This window comes from Robertmurraya sp. (genome assembly GCF_036676585.1).
In the GTDB taxonomy this organism is placed as follows: Bacteria; Bacillota; Bacilli; order Bacillales; family Cytobacillaceae; genus Robertmurraya_A.
Genome location: NZ_JAKFCQ010000189.1, coordinates 70,286 through 89,063, shown reverse-complemented (window position 1 = coordinate 89,063; position 18,778 = coordinate 70,286). Strand labels below are relative to the sequence as shown.

The 18,778-nt window shown below is 39.7% G+C and carries 18 protein-coding genes, 1 pseudogene and 2 riboswitches; of the genes and pseudogenes, 16 read left to right on the top strand and 3 right to left on the bottom strand.

The features are described 5' to 3' along the window. The first annotated feature begins 115 nt into the window (after window positions 1-115). The 9 genes and pseudogenes from ACGLXV_RS23895 to clpP all read left to right on the top strand — a co-directional run. Entirely contained in the window at window positions 116-1,048 is a 933-nt protein-coding gene (locus ACGLXV_RS23895; protein ID WP_391560588.1) for a prolyl oligopeptidase family serine peptidase, read from the top strand. A gap of 122 nt (window positions 1,049-1,170) precedes the next feature. Next, window positions 1,171-2,337, top strand: a complete 1,167-nt coding sequence (locus ACGLXV_RS23890; RefSeq protein ID WP_391560587.1) for an acyltransferase — start codon at window positions 1,171-1,173, stop codon at window positions 2,335-2,337. Between the two features lie 24 nt (window positions 2,338-2,361). After that, window positions 2,362-3,891 (top strand): AMP-binding protein, encoded by a 1,530-nt coding sequence (locus ACGLXV_RS23885; RefSeq protein WP_391560586.1) that lies wholly within the window; start codon window positions 2,362-2,364, stop codon window positions 3,889-3,891. A 29-nt stretch (window positions 3,892-3,920) separates the two neighbouring features. Next, the gene (locus ACGLXV_RS23880) at window positions 3,921-4,874 is read left to right on the top strand and encodes a sulfonate ABC transporter substrate-binding protein (protein WP_391560599.1); all 954 of its coding nucleotides are present in this window, start codon (window positions 3,921-3,923) and stop codon (window positions 4,872-4,874) included. A gap of 17 nt (window positions 4,875-4,891) precedes the next feature. Continuing rightward, window positions 4,892-5,656, top strand: a complete 765-nt coding sequence (locus ACGLXV_RS23875; RefSeq protein WP_391560585.1) for an ABC transporter permease subunit — start codon at window positions 4,892-4,894, stop codon at window positions 5,654-5,656. A gap of 20 nt (window positions 5,657-5,676) precedes the next feature. After that, complete coding sequence (locus tag ACGLXV_RS23870; RefSeq protein WP_391560584.1) at window positions 5,677-6,429, top strand: ABC transporter ATP-binding protein; 753 nt, start codon at window positions 5,677-5,679, stop codon at window positions 6,427-6,429. Between the two features lie 90 nt (window positions 6,430-6,519). Further along, window positions 6,520-7,212: a hypothetical protein gene (locus tag ACGLXV_RS23865; RefSeq protein ID WP_391560583.1), complete on the top strand. Its 693-nt coding sequence runs from the start codon at window positions 6,520-6,522 to the stop codon at window positions 7,210-7,212. 162 nt (window positions 7,213-7,374) lie between these two features. Then, complete coding sequence (locus ACGLXV_RS23860; RefSeq protein WP_391560582.1) at window positions 7,375-8,094, top strand: sigma-70 family RNA polymerase sigma factor; 720 nt, start codon at window positions 7,375-7,377, stop codon at window positions 8,092-8,094. A gap of 27 nt (window positions 8,095-8,121) precedes the next feature. After that, a pseudogene (gene clpP, locus ACGLXV_RS23855) lies at window positions 8,122-8,703 on the top strand (ATP-dependent Clp endopeptidase proteolytic subunit ClpP); the annotation flags it as partial. Window positions 8,704-8,741: 38 nt separating this feature from the next. Here clpP and ACGLXV_RS23850 read toward each other — a convergent pair. Further along, entirely contained in the window at window positions 8,742-9,056 is a 315-nt protein-coding gene (locus tag ACGLXV_RS23850; protein WP_119708387.1) for a DMT family transporter, read from the bottom strand. After that, window positions 9,056-9,397: a DMT family transporter gene (locus tag ACGLXV_RS23845; RefSeq protein ID WP_391560581.1), complete on the bottom strand. Its 342-nt coding sequence runs from the start codon at window positions 9,395-9,397 to the stop codon at window positions 9,056-9,058. Before ACGLXV_RS23845 ends, ACGLXV_RS23850 begins: the two co-directional genes overlap by 1 nt. Window positions 9,398-9,465: 68 nt before the next feature. After that, window positions 9,466-9,563: riboswitch (guanidine-I (ykkC/yxkD leader) on the bottom strand. Between the two features lie 143 nt (window positions 9,564-9,706). After that, window positions 9,707-9,749, top strand: a riboswitch (PreQ1 riboswitch). Window positions 9,750-9,802: 53 nt separating this feature from the next. Here ACGLXV_RS23845 and queC point away from each other — a divergent pair. The 4 genes from queC to ACGLXV_RS23825 all read left to right on the top strand — a co-directional run bounded on the left by queC (window position 9,803) and on the right by ACGLXV_RS23825 (window position 13,025). Then, complete coding sequence (queC, locus tag ACGLXV_RS23840; protein ID WP_160546090.1) at window positions 9,803-10,456, top strand: 7-cyano-7-deazaguanine synthase QueC; 654 nt, start codon at window positions 9,803-9,805, stop codon at window positions 10,454-10,456. A 3-nt stretch (window positions 10,457-10,459) separates the two neighbouring features. After that, window positions 10,460-10,939 (top strand): 6-carboxytetrahydropterin synthase QueD, encoded by a 480-nt coding sequence (queD, locus tag ACGLXV_RS23835; protein ID WP_391560580.1) that lies wholly within the window; start codon window positions 10,460-10,462, stop codon window positions 10,937-10,939. Next, window positions 10,936-11,664: a 7-carboxy-7-deazaguanine synthase QueE gene (queE, locus tag ACGLXV_RS23830; RefSeq protein ID WP_391560579.1), complete on the top strand. Its 729-nt coding sequence runs from the start codon at window positions 10,936-10,938 to the stop codon at window positions 11,662-11,664. Before queD ends, queE begins: the two co-directional genes overlap by 4 nt. Before the next feature lie 152 nt (window positions 11,665-11,816). Continuing rightward, window positions 11,817-13,025: an MFS transporter gene (locus ACGLXV_RS23825; protein WP_391560578.1), complete on the top strand. Its 1,209-nt coding sequence runs from the start codon at window positions 11,817-11,819 to the stop codon at window positions 13,023-13,025. A gap of 29 nt (window positions 13,026-13,054) precedes the next feature. On the opposite strand, the gene ACGLXV_RS23820 is transcribed toward ACGLXV_RS23825, so the two are convergent. Beyond that, window positions 13,055-14,398, bottom strand: a complete 1,344-nt coding sequence (locus tag ACGLXV_RS23820; RefSeq protein ID WP_391560577.1) for an MFS transporter — start codon at window positions 14,396-14,398, stop codon at window positions 13,055-13,057. Between the two features lie 369 nt (window positions 14,399-14,767). Here ACGLXV_RS23820 and abnB point away from each other — a divergent pair, with 369 nt between their 5' ends. The 3 genes from abnB (at window position 14,768) to ACGLXV_RS23805 (ending at window position 18,756) form a co-directional block, all read left to right on the top strand. Beyond that, window positions 14,768-17,122 (top strand): arabinan endo-1,5-alpha-L-arabinosidase AbnB, encoded by a 2,355-nt coding sequence (gene abnB, locus ACGLXV_RS23815; protein WP_391560576.1) that lies wholly within the window; start codon window positions 14,768-14,770, stop codon window positions 17,120-17,122. A gap of 378 nt (window positions 17,123-17,500) precedes the next feature. Then, window positions 17,501-18,235: an SGNH/GDSL hydrolase family protein gene (locus ACGLXV_RS23810; RefSeq protein ID WP_391560575.1), complete on the top strand. Its 735-nt coding sequence runs from the start codon at window positions 17,501-17,503 to the stop codon at window positions 18,233-18,235. 62 nt (window positions 18,236-18,297) lie between these two features. Next, a complete protein-coding gene (locus ACGLXV_RS23805) occupies window positions 18,298-18,756 on the top strand; it encodes a DinB family protein (protein WP_391560574.1) in 459 nt (152 codons plus the stop codon). Window positions 18,757-18,778: the final 22 nt, after the last annotated feature.

Genomic DNA, 18,778 nt, shown 5'->3' with positions numbered 1-18,778 from the left:
AGGGGTGGTCTAGCCATCATAAAATAGAAACATTTGGTTATTTTAATAAAAGAAACCCAATTTCTTGCCGTAACACCACCATCTCCAATCCAAAATTACAAAACGAGTTGATCAAATGAAAAAAAGCATTCTTTTATTAATCATAGTCGCCTTAACTAATTTAATCACAAGCAGCTCTTATGCTGAAAATAACAATGGTATTCAAACCATTCACACAAATAAATCAGCATATAACGGTGTACATCTTCATGCAAATATTGTGTACGCGAAGACTAAGGTCAAACCTTTACATATGCACATCTTGCTACCAAAACAAAAGTCAACACCTCGTCCTTTGATCGTGTTTATAAAGGGAGGAGGCTGGGGATTCCATCATCCACAAAAGACCTTTGAGTTCATCCCGCAATTAGTGATGTTCGCCAAACACGGCTATGTGGTGGCAAGTATCGAGCATCGTACAAGTCATGAAGGAAAATTTCCGACCCAGCTTTACGATGTGAAAAATGCCATTCGATACTTACGTGCCCACGCAGTTCAATACAATATCAATCCAAATAGAATTGGTGTATGGGGCAACTCCTCCGGTGGCCACCTAGCGGCTCTGCTAGGAACCACAGGACAAGTAGGTGAACTAGAAGGCAATGGTGAATACTTGAACGAGTCAAGCTCCGTGCAAGCCGTAGTCGATTGGTATGGACCGACAGACATGTTACAGATGAGTAAATATCCCGCTGATGTTGATTTCGACTCACCAAACTCACCAGAATCAGTGCTCATTGGCGGACCTCTTCAAGAAAACAAGGAAAAAGTGAAACGCGCCAACCCCATCACATATATAACCAAGGATGATCCACCATTTTTAATTATGCATGGTGACAAAGATCTTAGGGTTCCATACAATCAAAGTGTCCTTTTATACGAAGCACTAAAAAAAGCAAACGTAGAAGCAACCATGATTAAAATCAAAGGCGCAGGTCACGGTGGATTTTCCCAACCAGAAATATTAAAAACCGTACAACAATTTTTTGATAACCATTTAAAAAGGTGAGCCACTAGGTTCACCTTTTCGCATTCTACCTACTTTGTTACATAAATGGTAACAAAATCGTCATATTTATCCTTTTAAATGAGATAGTACAAACTTTCTAGATAAGGAGGGTCTTAGATTAGGTGAAGAAGACACATGTATATGAAGTGGATTTTATGCGAACGTTCATCATGCTGGGGGTTTTATCCGTACATACGATGACGATCTTTAATCAACAATTTGATGATTGGACGATTCCCTTTCTGTCGATGTCTGCCTTCCATTCCTCGATGAAAGTGACAAGACTTGCCTTTATGTTCATCACGGGATTTGTCTTGTTCCTTACGTATTATCATAAGGAACTTAAACTTTTTAGTTTTTGGAAAAAAAGACTATCATTGATCGCCATTCCCTATTTGTTTTGGAACATCGTTTATCTATTGTTTCGAGGGACGTACAGCATTGATTTTAACGGATCCATCACAGCTTTTTTAGTGGAACTTATGAATTCGTTGCTACAAGGTGATGAGTTTTATATTTATTTTGTTTTGGTAAGTTTCCAGTTTTATCTCGTGTTTCCGTTTTTACTAGCTTTGCTGAAAAGGTATGAAAAATGGCATTTACAACTATTTGTTGGAAGTGTGATTTTTCAGGTGCTATTAACTACCTTTTATAAGCTAGGGATACCACATCTTGATACAAGCAATTGGCCCTATTTGCTTTCTCATTACGGTGTATTTGTGTTGTCGTATCAATGCTGGTTTATTGCAGGGGGAATGGTGGCCTGTCACTACGAAAAAATATCTTCGTTTTTGGAACAACATAAAAAGACGATTCTTTTTCTTTTACTTGCTGGAGTCGTCATTATGTGGGTGTATTACGTTTTTAATCGCTTCATTCTTTTGGAAAGTGACAAAAGGGCACAGTCGCCACAGCAACCGATTTTCCTCCCGTATAGCCTACTAGTGATTGCCATTCTTATGATTTATGGTAGAAAGTGGGCTAGCGTTCGCAACGAACCAAAATGGGAAAAATTCAGCCAATTTATTATGTTTGCGTCTAGTTGTTCCTTTGGCATGTTTCTCGTCCAACCGTTTCCACTGTTTATGATTAAACAAATGGTGCCACTGTTCTCTGAAACAAAGTGGATGTATGTGTTTGTTCTTCCGGCTTCGATTGTGTTTGTGTATGTCACATCAATGATCCTTTCGTACATGTTGAACAAAACCCCCATCGTTTCCTATGTGGTCGGAAAAAAGTCAAAACTTCCACGTTGGCCAAAAATGGTGAAGGCAAGGGAACAACTGTAAGAAATTAGATAGGAGTGGATTCGAATGTCAAAACTAACCCATCAAATACAAGAGGCGTTGCTACAAACGAGACCCATCTTACATGAAAAAGAAACCTGGTATACAACAAGAGAATTGCAATGGGAGATGGCTAAAGTTCAAGATTATTTGATCACAGCAGGTGTCTCAAAAGGAGACCGTGTCCTAGTGGGTCTTCCAAACTCGTATCAATTTATTTCTATTTTTCTAGGAATTATTGATTATGGAGCGGTCATAGTACCGATTAATCCCAACATGCCAGAGATTGAATTTCTCTCCTTCATTGAAAGAAGCAAGCCGGTATTTGGATTTATCAAACCAGAGTATACAAACTTTTTATTAAAAGAAGAAGTGAAGTCGATTCCACTCGATTCCTTTTGCCGTGTGGACTACGACGGTTACACCTTCTTTGATTTTAAAGATATACCTCAACCACACCAGCGTGAATCCAATATAGAAGAAGATTCCATTGCCATCCTTTTATATACATCGGGGACAACCGGGGTTCCGAAAGCAGTTGGATTAACTCATGGACAAATTCTGGAAACAGCCACAAATATTATCATGTCTCATGAACTGAAGTCAACGGATACGACATACTGCTTTTTGCCATTGTTTCATATTAATGCACAAGTGGTGGCGGTTCTTTCGACCATTTTATCACATGGGAAAATCGTTCTTGAAGAGAAGTTCAGTGCAACAAAGTTTTGGAATGTCATCCAAGAGTTTCAGATCACATGGGTATCAGCCGTACCTGCGATTATATCGATTTTACTAGAAAAACCACAGCCGAAAGAGATTCCCACTCATGTTCGATTTATCCGTTCCGCCTCAGCACAGCTACCGATGATTCATGCGAAACGATTTGAACAACGATTTGGAATTCCGTTAATTCAATCGTATGGAATGACAGAAGCGGCTAGTCAGATTTGCGTAAATCCACTTCCACCTAAAAAAAGAGTACTAGGATCTGTTGGTCTGCCAGTTGGGCTTCAGCTTCAAATTGTCGACTCAAACGGAAGAAAAGTACCTGCAAATAAAGTAGGGGAAATAACCATTCGTGGAAAAAATGTCATCACATCGTATGTGGAAGCTCTAAATCAAGATGATTTTCGAAATGGCTGGTTTCATACCGGTGATCTCGGGTTTATGGACCAGGAAGGGTATGTGTTTATCGTTGGTCGAATCAAAGAAATGATTAATCGCGGAGGCGAAAAAATCAGTCCCTACGAGGTGGAGGACGTGATACGTCAGCTTCCTATGATTAAAGAAGCCGCTGTGATCGGGATCCCGCACCATCTCTATGGGGAAGAAATCGTTGCCTATATTCGTCAAAATCAACACGATCACAACGATGAATTGGAACAGTTGGTTATGGATCATTGTAAAAGATACCTAACAAGCTTCAAATGTCCAGCAAAAGTTGTCATCGTTGAAGATCTCCCTCATGGACCAACAGGAAAAGTGCAAAGAAGTAGATTAAAAGAAATAAGTGTGGAATATTTTCAAAATCTCCAGCATTCAAGTATGAGATAAAAATAGATAGGTTGTGTATAACTTTGAAAATGAATAAAAAGTATCTAATGATCCTTAGTAGTTTGCTTCTGCTCTGTTTCGTGACGATCGGTTGCAGCAATCAATCGAGTACGGAAAAAGAGGAAGAAAAGGTAGTTAGAATTGGTTACCAAAAAAATGGACCTCTGTTTATTGTAAAGTCAAGAGGAACATTAGAAGATAGTTTAAAAGAGCTAGGGTTTACGGTCGAATGGAAGGAATTCCAGGATGGACCTTCCCTTTTAGAAGCGCTAAATGCAGGAAGCATTGATTTTGGCCGAACCGGGAACACACCACCGATCTTCTCACAGGCAGCGGGTTCTCAACTAACATATGTTGCTGCTGGATTTTCGAAGTATGAAGGCAGTGGGATTCTTGTGAAAAATGACTCAACGATCACGTCGCTTGCTGATTTAAAAGGAAAAAAGATCGCTTTTTCAAAAGGCTCTAGCTCTCATTATTTAATCGTCAAAGCCTTAGAATCTGTTGGTCTTTCTCTCGATGATATCGAACCTGCCTACTTAACTCCCGGAAATGCTCGGATTGCATTTGAACAAGATCAGGTGGACGCATGGGTCGTGTGGGATCCTTATACATCTTCTACTGAAGTAAATGCCAATGCCAAATTACTGGTCAATGGGGAAGGCTTAACCTCTGATCGCGACTTTTTTGTTTCTACCGAAAATTTCGCAACTAACGAAGAAGAAGTACTTAACTCCGTTCTTAAAGAAGTGTCAGAGTCTATGGAATGGGCGAATAGTCATCATGAGGAGCTCATTGAATTACTAGCAAAAGAGCTCAAAATGGACGAAGCTTCTGTTACCTTAGCGGTTGAACGACGCGTGTATGGGGTAGAGGACATTAATGATGAAATATTGAATGAACAACAAGAAATGGCTGACTTGTTTTACACATTAGAGATTATTCCTAATGAAATAAAGGTCAACGAGGCAGTCAAACAGTAAGAATGGAGGGAAAGGGAATGTTCAATCGTATATGGAGGGAAAAGCTGATTCCTTGGATGATTCCTATGATGATCCTTGGGTTATGGCAGATTCTTAGTATGAACGGGATGATTCCGGCTACCATTCTACCGTCACCAATCGCAGTGATCCAATCTGGAGCGGAGCTTACTGCATCAGGTGAATTAATCAACCACATCTCTATAAGTCTAGGTCGTGCCTTAACCGGTTTTCTGATCGGTGGATTATTAGGTTTTCTATTCGGCTTATTTAATGGGTTATTTAAACCTTTGGATTTACTATTGGATACTTCGATTCAAATGCTTAGAAATATTCCGCATTTAGCGTTACTTCCACTCGTTATCCTTTGGTTCGGAATTGATGAAGTGTCTAAGGTGTTTCTCGTCGCTTTAGGGGTTCTTTTTCCCATCTATATCAATACGTATCACGGAATCAAATCGGTTGATAAAGGACTTATTGAAATGGGAAGAGCCTATGGTCTGAAAGGATATTCGCTTTTCCTTCAGGTCATTTTACCAGGTGCGTTATCTTCCATTTTGGTAGGAATTCGCTACTCTTTAGGGGTCATGTGGACGACACTTATTGTGGCAGAGACCATCGCCGCCAATTCTGGGATCGGTTATATGGCCATGAACGCCAGAGAATTTATGCAAATGGATGTGATTGTGTTAAGCATTCTCATTTACTCCTTACTCGGCAAACTCTCCGATTGGATTGCAAAGCTCTTTGAAAAGAAATGGCTGATGTGGAAACAGTTATCGTAACAAAAGGAGAGTGGTATCTTATGGACTTTAACCCAATATTACATGTTGATCGTGTTCGAAAATCATATAGCAACACCCCGGTATTAAAAGGAATTGACCTGTCTATTTTTCAAGGAGAGTTTGTTTCAATCGTCGGGAAAAGTGGCTGCGGGAAAAGTACGTTGCTTCGTATTATAGCTGGTCTAGAAGATATTAATGAGGGTGTAGTAAAAGTAAACGGTGAAAGCTTAACAACCATTAACGGTGATGCAAGAATGATGTTCCAAGATGGAAGATTGCTGCCGTGGAAAACACTCCTACAAAATGTCGGTTTAGGCTTAACGGGTGATTGGAAACCTAAAGCTACGTATGTATTAAATAGTGTTGGTTTAAAAGAACGAGCTGACCATTATCCATCTTCGCTATCAGGCGGACAAAAGCAACGAGTAGCACTAGCTCGAGCCCTTGTCCATGAACCAAAACTGTTATTGTTAGATGAGCCACTGGGAGCTCTTGACGCGTTAACTCGAATGGAAATGCAAAGCCTGATTGAATCCGTATGGAAAGAGAATCGACTCACAGCGATTTTGGTCACGCATGATGTGGAAGAAGCCGTACTTCTATCGGACCGAGTAATTGTGATTGGAGAAGGAGAAGTGGTGATGAACAAAAATATTGATTTACCTAGGCCTAGAAGTCGATCCAACCCAACCTTTCATCACTATACCGAGGAAATTCTTGATGTGATAATGGAAGAAAGCTGTGAAAAGAAGAGTAATTACAAAATTGTTTAATGATTCTTTCATCATTTGTTCATAAATTGGTAATAATTTCTGGACATCCTACCTTCTGTAGTACAAAACATAAGATGAAGGAGGAAAGAAATGGTGAAAAAGATCAGTGGATTATTTGTGGTTGCTCTAGTTTTTGGATTGATGGGTTCTGTTCAAGCATTTGCTGCAACAGAGGAAAAGGTGGAAGTGGAATCGAAGGAAGCACATGCCCATAAGGGACATTTCCACCACAGTCCAGAGTTTCTTGAGAAAAAAGCGAAAGAGTTAGGGATATCAACCGAAGGAAAAAATTCCGAGACAATAGCAAAAGAAGTACGTGAAGCCATGATTAAGAAAAAGGCGGAGGAGCTCGGAATCAAAACAGAGGGAAAGGACTTTGACATCCTCGCGAAAGAAGTAAAAGAAACCTTTATTAAAAAACAAGCAGACGAGCTTGGAATTAAAACAGATGGAAAAGATAGTGATACGTTAGCAAAAGAAGTACGTGAAACCATCATAAAAACAAAGGCAAAGGAACTCGGCATTTCTACTGAGGGTAAAGAACTCAAAGAACTAGCCAAGGAAGTTCGTGAAGCCAGCATCAAGAAAGAAGCAAAAGAATTGGGAATATCTACAGAAAATAAAGATTTCCGTCAACTAGCACATGAAGTACGAGAAGCAAAAATTCTTCAGGCGGCAAAGAAATTAGGCATTTCTACCGAAAATAAAACGACGGAAGAACTTTTTGATGAAATTATGACCCATCATGAAGAGGAAGCAAAAAAGTTAAAGCTGTTTCCCTAACGTCAAATGTGACTATTCTATTAGAGTAGTCACATTTTTTATGTTCCAAATAGTGGTACCATCACATACATTTCGTATAAACTAAAAAAAAGATGGTGACCCCGTATCTTTTTTTATCCGTTCTTCGTTTAAAAGATAGAGAGTGCTGAAGGAGTGATGGTGGTGCAAAGTAAAGTTAGGAAGAATGAGACGGATGTTCAGCAACATCCGAGTCTTACACGTGAGGAAGAAATCGAGGAACTTTATTCAAAACTTCAACGCTATTGTCAGTTCATTTCCCAAAATAAATGGGATGGAGAGGATTTGGCTCAGGAATCGTTCCTGAAGGCTTGGCTTCATTATAAGTTTCAGCCGGAGATTTCTGCCGCGCTTGTGAATAAGATTGCTCATAATGAATGGATCGACACCATTAGAAAGCGAAGCAAAGAGTCTCTTGAAGACATTCCTGAACCTTCTCAAATTGAGACCGATCGAATAGTAAATCGACTGGAAGCGATTCAACAACTAATTCATCAATTAACCCCGAAACAAGCGATTATGTTTGCATTAAAAGAAGGCTTTCAGTTCCAGCTTTCGGAAATAGCGGAGCTTTTGGATTCTTCTGAAGGTGCTGTAAAGGCGGCCATCTTTCGGGCAAAACAGCGACTTGGAAAAAAGGACTCAAAAGAAACCAATCCTTTAATTGATCAGTATTGGAATGAGGAAGATCGCCAACAAATCGAGATCATTCTTCATGAATCTTTCAAGTCTCAAGATCCGTCCATACTCATTCGTTCCATTCCGAACATTCGCTCGTTACGAAAAGATAGCAACCCAACTTGCACGATGAAACCATCACCTCTCTTCAATTATCCTTCAAGCACTGTCTTTATGGCTGCATAATTTTATGCAAGTGAAACGAAGGAGGAAACAATCATGAGTTTAATTCCATATGTAATCGAACAATCAAACCGCGGGGAACGTTCGTACGATATTTACTCTAGACTATTAAAGGATCGGATAATAATGATCGGTGAGGAGATTAATGATGCTGTTGCAAACAACGTAGTAGCACAGTTATTGTTTTTAGCAGCCGATGATCCGGAGAAAGACATTTCTATTTATATCAATAGTCCAGGCGGTTCCACTTCTGCAGGATTTGCGATATTTGATACGATGCAATACATTAAGCCAGATGTAAGAACGATCTGTACAGGTATGGCTGCTTCCTTTGGGGCGATGCTCTTACTTGCTGGAACAAAAGGGAAGCGGATGGCACTTCCAAACAGCGAAATCATGATTCATCAACCTCTTGGGGGAGCCAGGGGGCAAGCAACAGAAATCGAAATCTCAGCTAAACGTATTATCAAACTTCGCGAACATATCAACCAGATTATTTCCGAACGAACTGGCCAGCCTGTGGAGAAGGTAGCGAGGGATACAGACCGAGATTATTTTATGAGCGCAGAAGAAGCGAAGGAATATGGGATTATTGATGAAATTATTAAATAGATAAAAAGAGGAGTAGCTTCTTTTAAAGGCTACTCCTTTTATGATACAAGTTTTAATCCAATCACAGACCCTAACACCATGGCAATAAAAAGCATTCGTTTCCAATCATTCGATTCACCATAAAACATAATTCCGATAATGGCACTACCTGCAGTCCCAATTCCTGTCCAAATCGCATAAGCTGTTCCCATCGGTATCGTTTTCATCGCAAATGAGAGAAGAAAGAAACTCGCTCCAAATCCAAGAACAACGAATGCTAGTGAGTACCAATTTCGCTTTAGGTTGAATTGGTTGATCAAACTCACACCAACAATTTCAAGTAATCCTGCTAAAATTAAGGCAAACCAAGCCATTATCTTTCCTCTCCTTCCAGAACTTTTTCTCCTGTGACCATCTTAAGCCCAATAATTCCTATTAATAAAATCAGAATCAGTAGCATTTTTTCTATTTTAAAAAGATCTCCGAAAAACAAGATATCTGCCAATACCGTGCCGACGGTTCCTAATCCGACAAAGACTGCATACACCGTTCCAACTGGTAGGGCGCGGCTCGCGCGAAGCATCACATAGAAACTGATAGAAATCGAAATTCCTGTTCCTAACCAACCCCACACATCATCGGCATGCTTCAACCCAATCACCCAAAACACCTCAAAAAAAGCAGCAATAAATACCATGATCCAATGCTTATTCATGTGAAATCCCTCCAAATATTATTATTCCCACAAAACAAAAAAGCCCGAGAGCTACTGAAAGATCAGTTACCTCCCGGGCTTTTATCCCTCCGTGACACAGCAAAAACTGTGAGTTTCCTCTCGGACCAGACCAACAAGCTGTTGCGGAACCCTAGAAAACATTTTCCATATATAACAAAATATATTATACACATATATGAAATTTATGCAAATAGATTACATATTTTATAATTTTATAAATAAGTATGATAGTAAGAACAAATCTTCTACCACTTTTGTCGAAATATGATATAATTCTCGAGGGATAAATAAAAAGAGGTTCTAGCTACCCTCTCTAAAAAACTAAGGAAAACAGTACTGCTTTCTTAGTGGTACTGTTTTTTCCGTTAAAAAGGAGCATGCAAATTGAAAAACGATAAAGCCATTGTTGTGTTTAGCGGTGGACAGGATAGCACGACTTGTTTATTTTGGGCGCTTAAAAACTTTAAAGAAGTTGAAGCGGTAACGTTTGACTATAACCAACGTCATAGCTTAGAAATACAATGTGCAAAAAATATAGCCAATGAATTAGGTGTAAGACACCATATTTTAGATATGTCATTACTCAATCAATTAGCACCGAATGCGTTAACTCGCTCAGATATTGAAGTAAAAGAAGGAGAAGAAGGAGAGCTTCCATCAACTTTTGTTCCAGGAAGAAACCTATTATTCCTTACTTTTGCTGGTGTTTTAGCACGTCAGGTAGGTGCGAAGCATTTAGTAACAGGCGTTTGCGAAACAGATTTTAGCGGGTATCCAGATTGCCGTGACATTTTTATTAAATCATTAAATGTTACCTTAAATCTTTCCATGGATGATCAATTTGTTATCCATACCCCTCTTATGTGGTTAAACAAGGCCGAAACATGGGCACTAGCTGATGAGCTAGGCAAGCTAGATTATGTTCGTGAAAATACTTTAACTTGCTATAATGGCGTCATCTCTGATGGCTGTGGAGAATGCCCCGCTTGTGTGTTACGTAAAAGAGGCCTTGATGATTTTTATAACGGGAGGTTTTAACGCATGTACGGATTTCGCATCGTAGAGAATCTTCAAAAAATTGATCAAGACATCAAACGAAACGAACTAAAATATCATACAAAGCGTGTGCTTGTGAGTAAGGAATTTACGTTTGATGCTGCACACCACCTACATTGTTATGAAGGAAAATGCAAAAACCTTCACGGCCATACGTATAAAGTGATCTTTGGCATTAGCGGCTTTGTTGATGATAGAGGCTTAATGATGGACTTTGGTGACATTAAAGACATTTGGAAAAATGAAATTGAAATTTTCCTTGATCATAGATATTTAAACGAAACCTTGCCACCGATGAACACAACGGCGGAAAACATGGTTGTCTGGATTTATGAAAAAATGCAAGAAGCTGTTTCAACAGAAGAACGTCAAAATCTGTATCATGGGGCAAGAGTGGAATTTGTTAAACTCTATGAAACTCCTACAAGCTACGCGGAAGCAAGAAGGGAGTGGATGGAGGAATGAGTAAGATTCCTGTGTTAGAAATTTTTGGTCCTACGATTCAAGGGGAAGGCATGGTCATCGGGCAAAAAACGATGTTTGTCCGCACAGCTGGGTGTGACTATTCGTGCAGCTGGTGCGACTCTGCCTTCACATGGGATGGAAGTGCAAAAGACGATATTCGCATGATGGAAGCAGAAGAAATTTGGCACGAGCTTAAGGAAATCGGCGGAGACAATTTTTCATTTGTAACAATCTCTGGTGGAAACCCAGCCCTTTTGAAAAATCTTGAGAGATTGATTGGCCTACTAAAAGAAAAGCACATCAAGATCGGGATTGAAACACAAGGGAGCCGTTGGCAAGATTGGTTTTTACAAATTGACGAACTTACTCTATCTCCTAAGCCGCCAAGCTCTGGCATGGAGACGAATTTTGAAGTGTTGGACAGCATTTTTGCCAACTTGCAAACAGGAGAGTTTGCGAATCAAGTGAGTGTAAAAGTGGTTATTTTTGATGATCTTGATTTAGAGTATGCGAAAATGGTTCATAAAAGATACGCTACAATTCCTTTTTACTTGCAAGTAGGGAATGACGACCTCACCAATACAAACAACGACGAGCTTGTGAAAAAGCTTTTACAAAAATACGAGTGGCTAGTAGATCGTGCTGTTGCTGACCCTGAGCTAAACGATGTAAAAGTTTTACCACAATTACATGCCTTTTTATGGGGTAATAAGCGCGGAGTATAAGATAAAATAGAAGCATTCACCTTATTGGTGGATGTTTTTTTATTTCACACTTCGAATATTTCGTAAGTGAAAATAATTCCATTTTATGTTATCATATAAAGATATAAATCTTGCAAAGTATTAGCGAATGATGAAAATTGGAGATGTAAAGGATGGAAACGTGGAAACGAAATTTGTGGGTACTTTGGATTGGCGTCTTTTTTACAGCAGCTAGTTTTTCAATGGTCATTCCATTCTTACCCATCTTTCTGATTCAAATTGGTGTACACGACCATACGGAAATGTGGTCAGGATTATTGTTTAGCTCCGCCTTTTTTGCAGGGGCAATTGCCTCTCCATTTTGGGGAAGAATAGCCGATAAATACGGTAGAAAACCAATGATTGTAAGGGCCGGAATTGTCCTGTTCTTTATTTACACTTTAATGGCTTTTGTTACGAACCCTTATCAAATTTTGGTACTTCGAATTTTACAAGGATTACTGAGTGGCTTTATCCCTGGAGCCATCGCACTTATCGGAACCAATACCCCCTCCAAGCACGTAGGATATGCGTTATCACTCATATCGACTGCGTCGGCCTCCGGTATGATTGCTGGACCATTAATTGGTGGTGCCATTGCAGAGTGGGTAGGTAACAGATGGGCGTTCGCAACAGGTGGGATAATTGTCTTCTTTGCCACGATTCTTATTATCTTATGGGTGAAAGAAGAAAACTTTGTTCCAAGTAAGGAAAGAGGATCGGTTACGAACGATATCAAGTTAGCAATGTCCAACCGTCCACTAATGATGGTCATTGTACTGACCATTATAACCAGTTGTTCCATCATGATCCTTGAGCCTGTTCTTCCATTGTATGTGGTGAAAATCGGTGGATCCTATGAAAATACTTCTCTATTAGCGGGAATCATCTTCTCCTTGCCTGGAATTGCTAGTGCTTTGTTCGCACCGGTATGGGGTAAATGGGCAGATAAAGTAGGATTCCATAAAGTATTATTTATCGGTCTTCTCGGTGGGGGGATTGGTATGCTTGCCCAAATCGCGTTTACACAAATTTGGGGATTCTCTATCGTACGCTTCTTGTTCGGAATCTTCTTCTGTGCGGTATTCCCAGCATTAAACGGTCTTGTGGTAAAGGCAACGGAAGAGGATTTCCGCGGAAGAGCGTTCGGACTAAACCAAACTGCGAACCAATTGGGGGGTATGATTGGACCGATGATTGGTGGAGCAATTGGGGGTCTATTTCCTATACAATCAGTTTTCCTTGTTACCGCGATTTTATTATTTGCAGCAACTGCTTTTGTCTACTGGAACGGAACCGGAGTTCAGACATCTACAAAGAGAAGAGTCGCACATAGCAAGTAAAAAGGACGCCCCTGTGCGTCCTTTTTATGTTACCCAATTTTAGCAGCTGGAGCTGATTGCTCTACTGTATTTTTTTGAATAAGGAAAGAAGTTAATAGAGCTAAAATACTACCGAAAAATCCAAACTGGAATAAATGATGAATTCCGTCCATATCGGTTGCACCTGTGGTTAACAAATATCCCATGACCGTTACGCCAATAACGGTACCCATGTTTCGACAGAGCATAAAAAACGCTGTTGATACTCCTTTTTCATGGACTCCCACCAGTTGTTGAACCCCAATCACTCCAACTGTGGAGAGCATTCCAAAGGCGATACCTTGAATAAGCATGACAAAGAATACAAACCAAAAGCCATGACTTGGATCTAGAAGAAGCAATAAAAGACCAGATGCGAATAAGAACACATTGCCGATAATCAGCAATCTTCGGTACCCGTATTTTAAAATCCACTTTCCTGCAGGTACGGCTGCCATCATCCAGCCAATAGCCGAACCGAGCAGAGCGACACCACTGAGGAATAAGGAAAGACCAGCGATATTTTGTAAAAACAACGGGATATAACTTGCTGTTCCAAAGAGAGCAAGGTTCCCGATAAAACCATTAAAATTAATTCTCGAAATCATTTTGTTTTTAAACATAGAGAACGGAACAATGGGTGAAGCTTGTTTTTTCTCAAAGAAATAGAATCCCACAAGCAATAACACTCCTACAATGCAATAGATCCATCTATTTTGCTCAACCACTGTAACAAGAAGCAGACTAGTAATGCTAGCTCCGAAAAGCACCGCACCAAAATAATCGACCTTTGCTTTCTTCGGTTCGTATTCCTCTTTATAAGCCAATAAAGTGACAAACGAAATCAGACAGATTGGTAGGTTAATATAGAAAATCCATCTCCATGTTAAAACTTCAACAAAGAATGATCCTAATAGGGGAGCAAGTACAGCCGATAACCCCCACATTCCTGTGAATAACGCTTGGATTTTCCCGCGTTTTTCTACTGAGAACAGGTCGCCAGCGATAATGGCTGGAAAGGGCATCATAAATCCGGCACCCATCCCTTGTACGGCTCGGAAAATAACCAGTTGAATCATATTCGCAGACACGCCACATAGAAGTGATCCAGCTAAGAAAAGTAAAATTCCGAAGCCGAACACTTTCTTTCTTCCAAACAAATCAGATAATCTTCCGGCCACCGGGGATAAAATGGTGCTTGCAATCATATAGGAAGCAAAAGACCATGCATACAAATCAAAACGGCCAAGCTCCTCCGCAATGACGGGCATGGTGGTGTTCATGATTGTTGTATCAATGGATGCAACTAGCATCGCCAGTACAATACTAATCATGACAGTTACTCGACTATTCATAAAAATTCTCCTTTTTACTGCTTGATATATATAATACTTCGAAAACAGAAGTATCTTGAACTTGAAGTATATTAAAGCAATTGGTTGTTTATGTCAAGAGGAGGGGTCACAACAGAGGTTTCATAGTATTTTGCAAACTTGATTGCACATATATTTATTGGTATTGTCACAACACGATTAACTTGACCGTACAAATATAGTTCTTTAGTCACATTGATAGTTTAGTAGAACTTAGTGTACTCTGTATTTAGGTTAAGTTGAAAGCGCTTAATCTAAATATGGTTGTACGTACATATATAAAAATGAATAGGAGGTATTTTTTACATTTATTGTGAAACAAGAATTTAAATCGGAAAGCGAGAGGAAAAGATGAGTAAACGAACTTTGCAAAAATTATTTTTGAGTATCGTCGCTATTTCATTAATTATTCCGATCTCGGCATTTGCAACTAGTAAAAATACAACAGAAGATACAATGGAAGCTCCAACCTTTGAAAATGCGTCAGTTCATGATCCATCCGTCATTAAAGTAGACGAAACGTATTATGTGTTCGGCTCGCATTTAGCTGCCGCTAAATCGAATGACCTTATGAAGTGGGAACAGGTAGCAAATGGAGTAAGCAGCAACAATCCACTTTTTGAAGATGTGGTTAAAGAATTAAAAGAGACGTTTGATTGGGCTCAATCAGATACTTTATGGGCAGCTGATGTGATTCAGCTAGAAGATGGAAAGTTTTATATGTATTACAATGCTTGTAAAGGGGATTCTCCAAGATCAGCACTTGGTGTGGCGGTAGCTGACAGTGTAGAAGGACCTTATAAAGATTTAGGAATCATTATAAAATCCGGTATGTGGAATCAAACGAGTGAGGATGGAACGATTTACGATGCAAGAATTCATCCAAACGCGGTTGATCCAGATGTATTTTTTGATAAAGACGGAAAGCTTTGGATGATGTACGGTTCGTATTCCGGCGGTATTTTCATTATGGAAATGGATCCTGAAACGGGGAAGCCATTGCCAGGCCAAGGCTATGGAAAGAAATTATTAGGTGGAAATCATAGTAGAATTGAAGGCGCTTACGTATTATACAGCCCAGAAACGGACTACTATTATATGTATCTTTCATTTGGAGGTCTTGATGCAGTTGGCGGCTATAATATGCGTGTCGTTCGCTCCGAGAATCCAGATGGTCCATACTATGATGCACAAGGCAATGACATGATTAACGTTAAGGCAGACCCTAGCCTTCCTATATTCGATGACAAGTCTATTGAGCCATATGGGGTAAAAGTCATGGGGAATCACCTTTTTGATCGAAAGATCGGTGACGAAGGGACAGGAATCGGTACTGGCTATATATCTCCAGGCCATAACTCAGCCTACTATGATCCAGAAACAGGTGAACACTTCCTAATTTTCCATACTCGTTTCCCGCAAACAGGCGAAATGCATGAAATCCGTGTTCATCAAATGTTTATGAATAAAGATGGTTGGCCAGTGGTAGCACCTTATCGCTATGCTGGTGAGGAATTAGAAAAAGTATACCGAGAAGATATCATTGGCGACTACAAAATGATCAACCACGGAAAAGACATTTCGGCAGAAATTAAGAAAACCGTTGATATTACTCTAGCGAAAAACAATAAAATCACTGGTGATGTGACAGGAACGTGGAAGAAGACGGACCATAACTCAGCCGAGTTGATTATTGATGGCAGAACGTTTAAAGGGGTATTTTTACGTCAGTGGGACCCAACCTCAGAAACATATGTGATGACCTTTAGTACATTATCACAAGAAGGAATAGCGGTTTGGGGAAGCAAGGTTCCAACTAAGACAGATAAAGAAATCGTCGCAGACGTTGAAGCAGATTTGAATATTGGTGATACTACAGCTGTGATTAATAATCTCGAGCTACCAACGGAAGGTACACGTGATGCAGTAATCAGCTGGTCATCTTCAAATGCAGATGTAGTAACAGACACAGGGATCATTACACGTCCTGCAGCTGGTTCTGACCCTGCCGAAGCGACATTAACAGCAACGATTCAAAAAGGAAGCGAAACAACAACAAAAGTCTTTACCATTTCTGTTCTGCCAGCAAAGGCAAGTGGGGAAATTGCACACTATTCCTTTAACGGAGATTTAACAGATTCATTAGGTAATTTAACCGCAGGAACGGTTACTGGAAATCGCATTGATAATACGACTGGATACATCAGCTACACAGAAGGAAAAAGTGGAAATGCGGCTGTTTTTAACGGGGATTCAGGAGTACGACTACCAAATGGCTTGATTTCAAGCAACTCCTATTCTGTCGCACTTTGGTTAAAGCCTGAACAGCTTACAGCATTTACTACCACATTCTTTGGGGCAAGAGATGCAAACAACTGGGTGAGTCTTGTTCCAATGGGACCAGTTGGAAATCAAACGATGATCTGGTCTGGTACAACATGGTACGATGCCGTTACGGGGATGACAATTCCAGCTGGAGAGTGGACGCATCTCGCATTTACAGTCAACGAAGGTCAAATCTCGGTATACGTGAATGGAGAAGAGAAATTTAACAAAGACGGTTTCCCGAATGTATTTACAACAACAAACGGAACCTTTGGCCTGGGTGTAAACTGGTGGGACACACCATATAAAGGGTTAATCGATGAGTTACATGTATATGAAGGATCATTAACCGCAGAGCAAGTGGCAGAATTGAGTAAGTAAATATAAAATCCAACTCACTGGTTGTAGGGTGAGTTGGATTTTTTGGTTTTCGTGGTCCAATAAGAATCGCAAGTAAATCAGGTGTAATGCAAATAAATCTTCGGAATAGCAAATATAATATTATGAACGCAAATAAAATCTGAGAATCGCAAAAATACTAGTATAATCCCTAGTATATTTTAGAGAACTACAAAATAACTTTCTCAATTACTATGAAAAAACAAAGAATATCAAAAAATACCCGACTAAACCCTAACGAAACACTTAATTTTATCACTCTTTTATATACCATACTATCCTAAATATTTATAGTACCAATAGGAATTTCGTTCTTAATCACGAATTAGTATAAAGAATAAGAAAAGGGGGAGTAGGGTTATGAAAATGAAGAGTAAAATTTTACGTACCATGTTAATCGGAGCAATGTTTGCATCACTACCAATGACAACGCTTGCGAAAGACAACAAACAACTCGACTATGTGGCTCTAGGTGATTCGTTAGCCGCTGGGGCAACACCTTATCGTGAACTCGATAAAGGGTACGCAGATTTTCTAGTTGATCGTTATGAGCAATCACAGTACGAAATCACTTTAAATAACTATGGTGTCCCTGGATACAGGACTACCAATATCGTAAGTGAGCTTCTCAATCCTACCAATTCCAAATACGGTCCACTAAGGGAATCCATTAAAAACGCTGAACTTATTACCATTGATATTGGAGCGAATGATTTGTTAGCCAATTTAAAAACGATACAGCAAAATCCTTCCACAGCACCAGCTGTCCTAAACACCATTGCCCAAAATTTATACCTCATTTTAAGTGAAATCGAAAAAATCAATCCTAGAATAAAGGTCTATGTCATGGGCTACTACAATCCATTCCCTCATTTACCAAAGCAAGAGCAGGCTGTCTTACTTCCATTATTAGATGCGCTGAATCAGACCATTGAAAAAGTAGCTTCTGCCAACGGAGATGAGTTTGTGCCTACCGCAAAAGTGATTAAAAAATATGAAACGGCATATGTGCCTAACCCTAACGACATCCACTTAAGTATAGAAGGATATAAGGCCGTGGCAAAAGAATTTTGGAAGGCGATACAAGAAGAGTAAAGTTGCTCCCGCCCTATTTTCACTACGAATAGGGCGGGACACTTTTAGGAGGAGGAGTAAGAATGGAATCCATTCAAAGTATGTTTGATCATTTACATTGGGCAAATGTACGTATCAACAACACATTACTTTCACTTAGTGAACCCAATAAACAAGCAGAAAAATTATTCGCTCACACTTTATTAGCTGAACGGGTATGGATCACAAGGCTGGTGGGGAAGAGCAGTGCTCATCTCCCTATTTGGACAGACCTCTCATTGAAAAGTTGTGATGAACTTCTTCACAAGAACCATCATGATTATCGGACTTATTTATCGAGAGTAACAGAACAAGAAATCGAGCAAATAGTTATTTATAAAAATAGCACGGGAGAGGAGTTTCATAACTCGATCAGAGATATCCTTGTCCATATAGCTCTACACGGGCAGTATCATCGAGGGCAAATCAATCTCCTTCTTCGGCAAAATGACGAAGAACCCGTTAGCTCGGACTATATCATTTTTAAAAGAGAAGAACAATAAAGTGGGCGCTGGATAGCATCCA

What these genes read in the sequence shown, in the direction of transcription:
- ACGLXV_RS23895 (WP_391560588.1), top strand. Translation starts at nt 116, where the DNA reads ATGAAAAAAAGCATTCTTTTATTAATCATAGTCGCCTTAACTAATTTA.
- ACGLXV_RS23885 (WP_391560586.1), top strand. Translation starts at nt 2,362, where the DNA reads ATGTCAAAACTAACCCATCAAATACAAGAGGCGTTGCTACAAACGAGA.
- ACGLXV_RS23880 (WP_391560599.1), top strand. Translation starts at nt 3,921, where the DNA reads ATGAATAAAAAGTATCTAATGATCCTTAGTAGTTTGCTTCTGCTCTGT.
- ACGLXV_RS23875 (WP_391560585.1), top strand. Translation starts at nt 4,892, where the DNA reads ATGTTCAATCGTATATGGAGGGAAAAGCTGATTCCTTGGATGATTCCT.
- ACGLXV_RS23870 (WP_391560584.1), top strand. Translation starts at nt 5,677, where the DNA reads ATGGACTTTAACCCAATATTACATGTTGATCGTGTTCGAAAATCATAT.
- ACGLXV_RS23865 (WP_391560583.1), top strand. Translation starts at nt 6,520, where the DNA reads ATGGTGAAAAAGATCAGTGGATTATTTGTGGTTGCTCTAGTTTTTGGA.
- ACGLXV_RS23850 (WP_119708387.1), bottom strand. Translation starts at nt 9,056, where the DNA reads ATGGCTTGGTTTGCCTTAATTTTAGCAGGATTACTTGAAATTGTTGGT.
- ACGLXV_RS23845 (WP_391560581.1), bottom strand. Translation starts at nt 9,397, where the DNA reads ATGAATAAGCATTGGATCATGGTATTTATTGCTGCTTTTTTTGAGGTG.
- queD (WP_391560580.1), top strand. Translation starts at nt 10,460, where the DNA reads ATGTACGGATTTCGCATCGTAGAGAATCTTCAAAAAATTGATCAAGAC.
- queE (WP_391560579.1), top strand. Translation starts at nt 10,936, where the DNA reads ATGAGTAAGATTCCTGTGTTAGAAATTTTTGGTCCTACGATTCAAGGG.
- ACGLXV_RS23825 (WP_391560578.1), top strand. Translation starts at nt 11,817, where the DNA reads ATGGAAACGTGGAAACGAAATTTGTGGGTACTTTGGATTGGCGTCTTT.
- ACGLXV_RS23820 (WP_391560577.1), bottom strand. Translation starts at nt 14,398, where the DNA reads ATGAATAGTCGAGTAACTGTCATGATTAGTATTGTACTGGCGATGCTA.
- abnB (WP_391560576.1), top strand. Translation starts at nt 14,768, where the DNA reads ATGAGTAAACGAACTTTGCAAAAATTATTTTTGAGTATCGTCGCTATT.
- ACGLXV_RS23810 (WP_391560575.1), top strand. Translation starts at nt 17,501, where the DNA reads ATGAAAATGAAGAGTAAAATTTTACGTACCATGTTAATCGGAGCAATG.
- ACGLXV_RS23805 (WP_391560574.1), top strand. Translation starts at nt 18,298, where the DNA reads ATGGAATCCATTCAAAGTATGTTTGATCATTTACATTGGGCAAATGTA.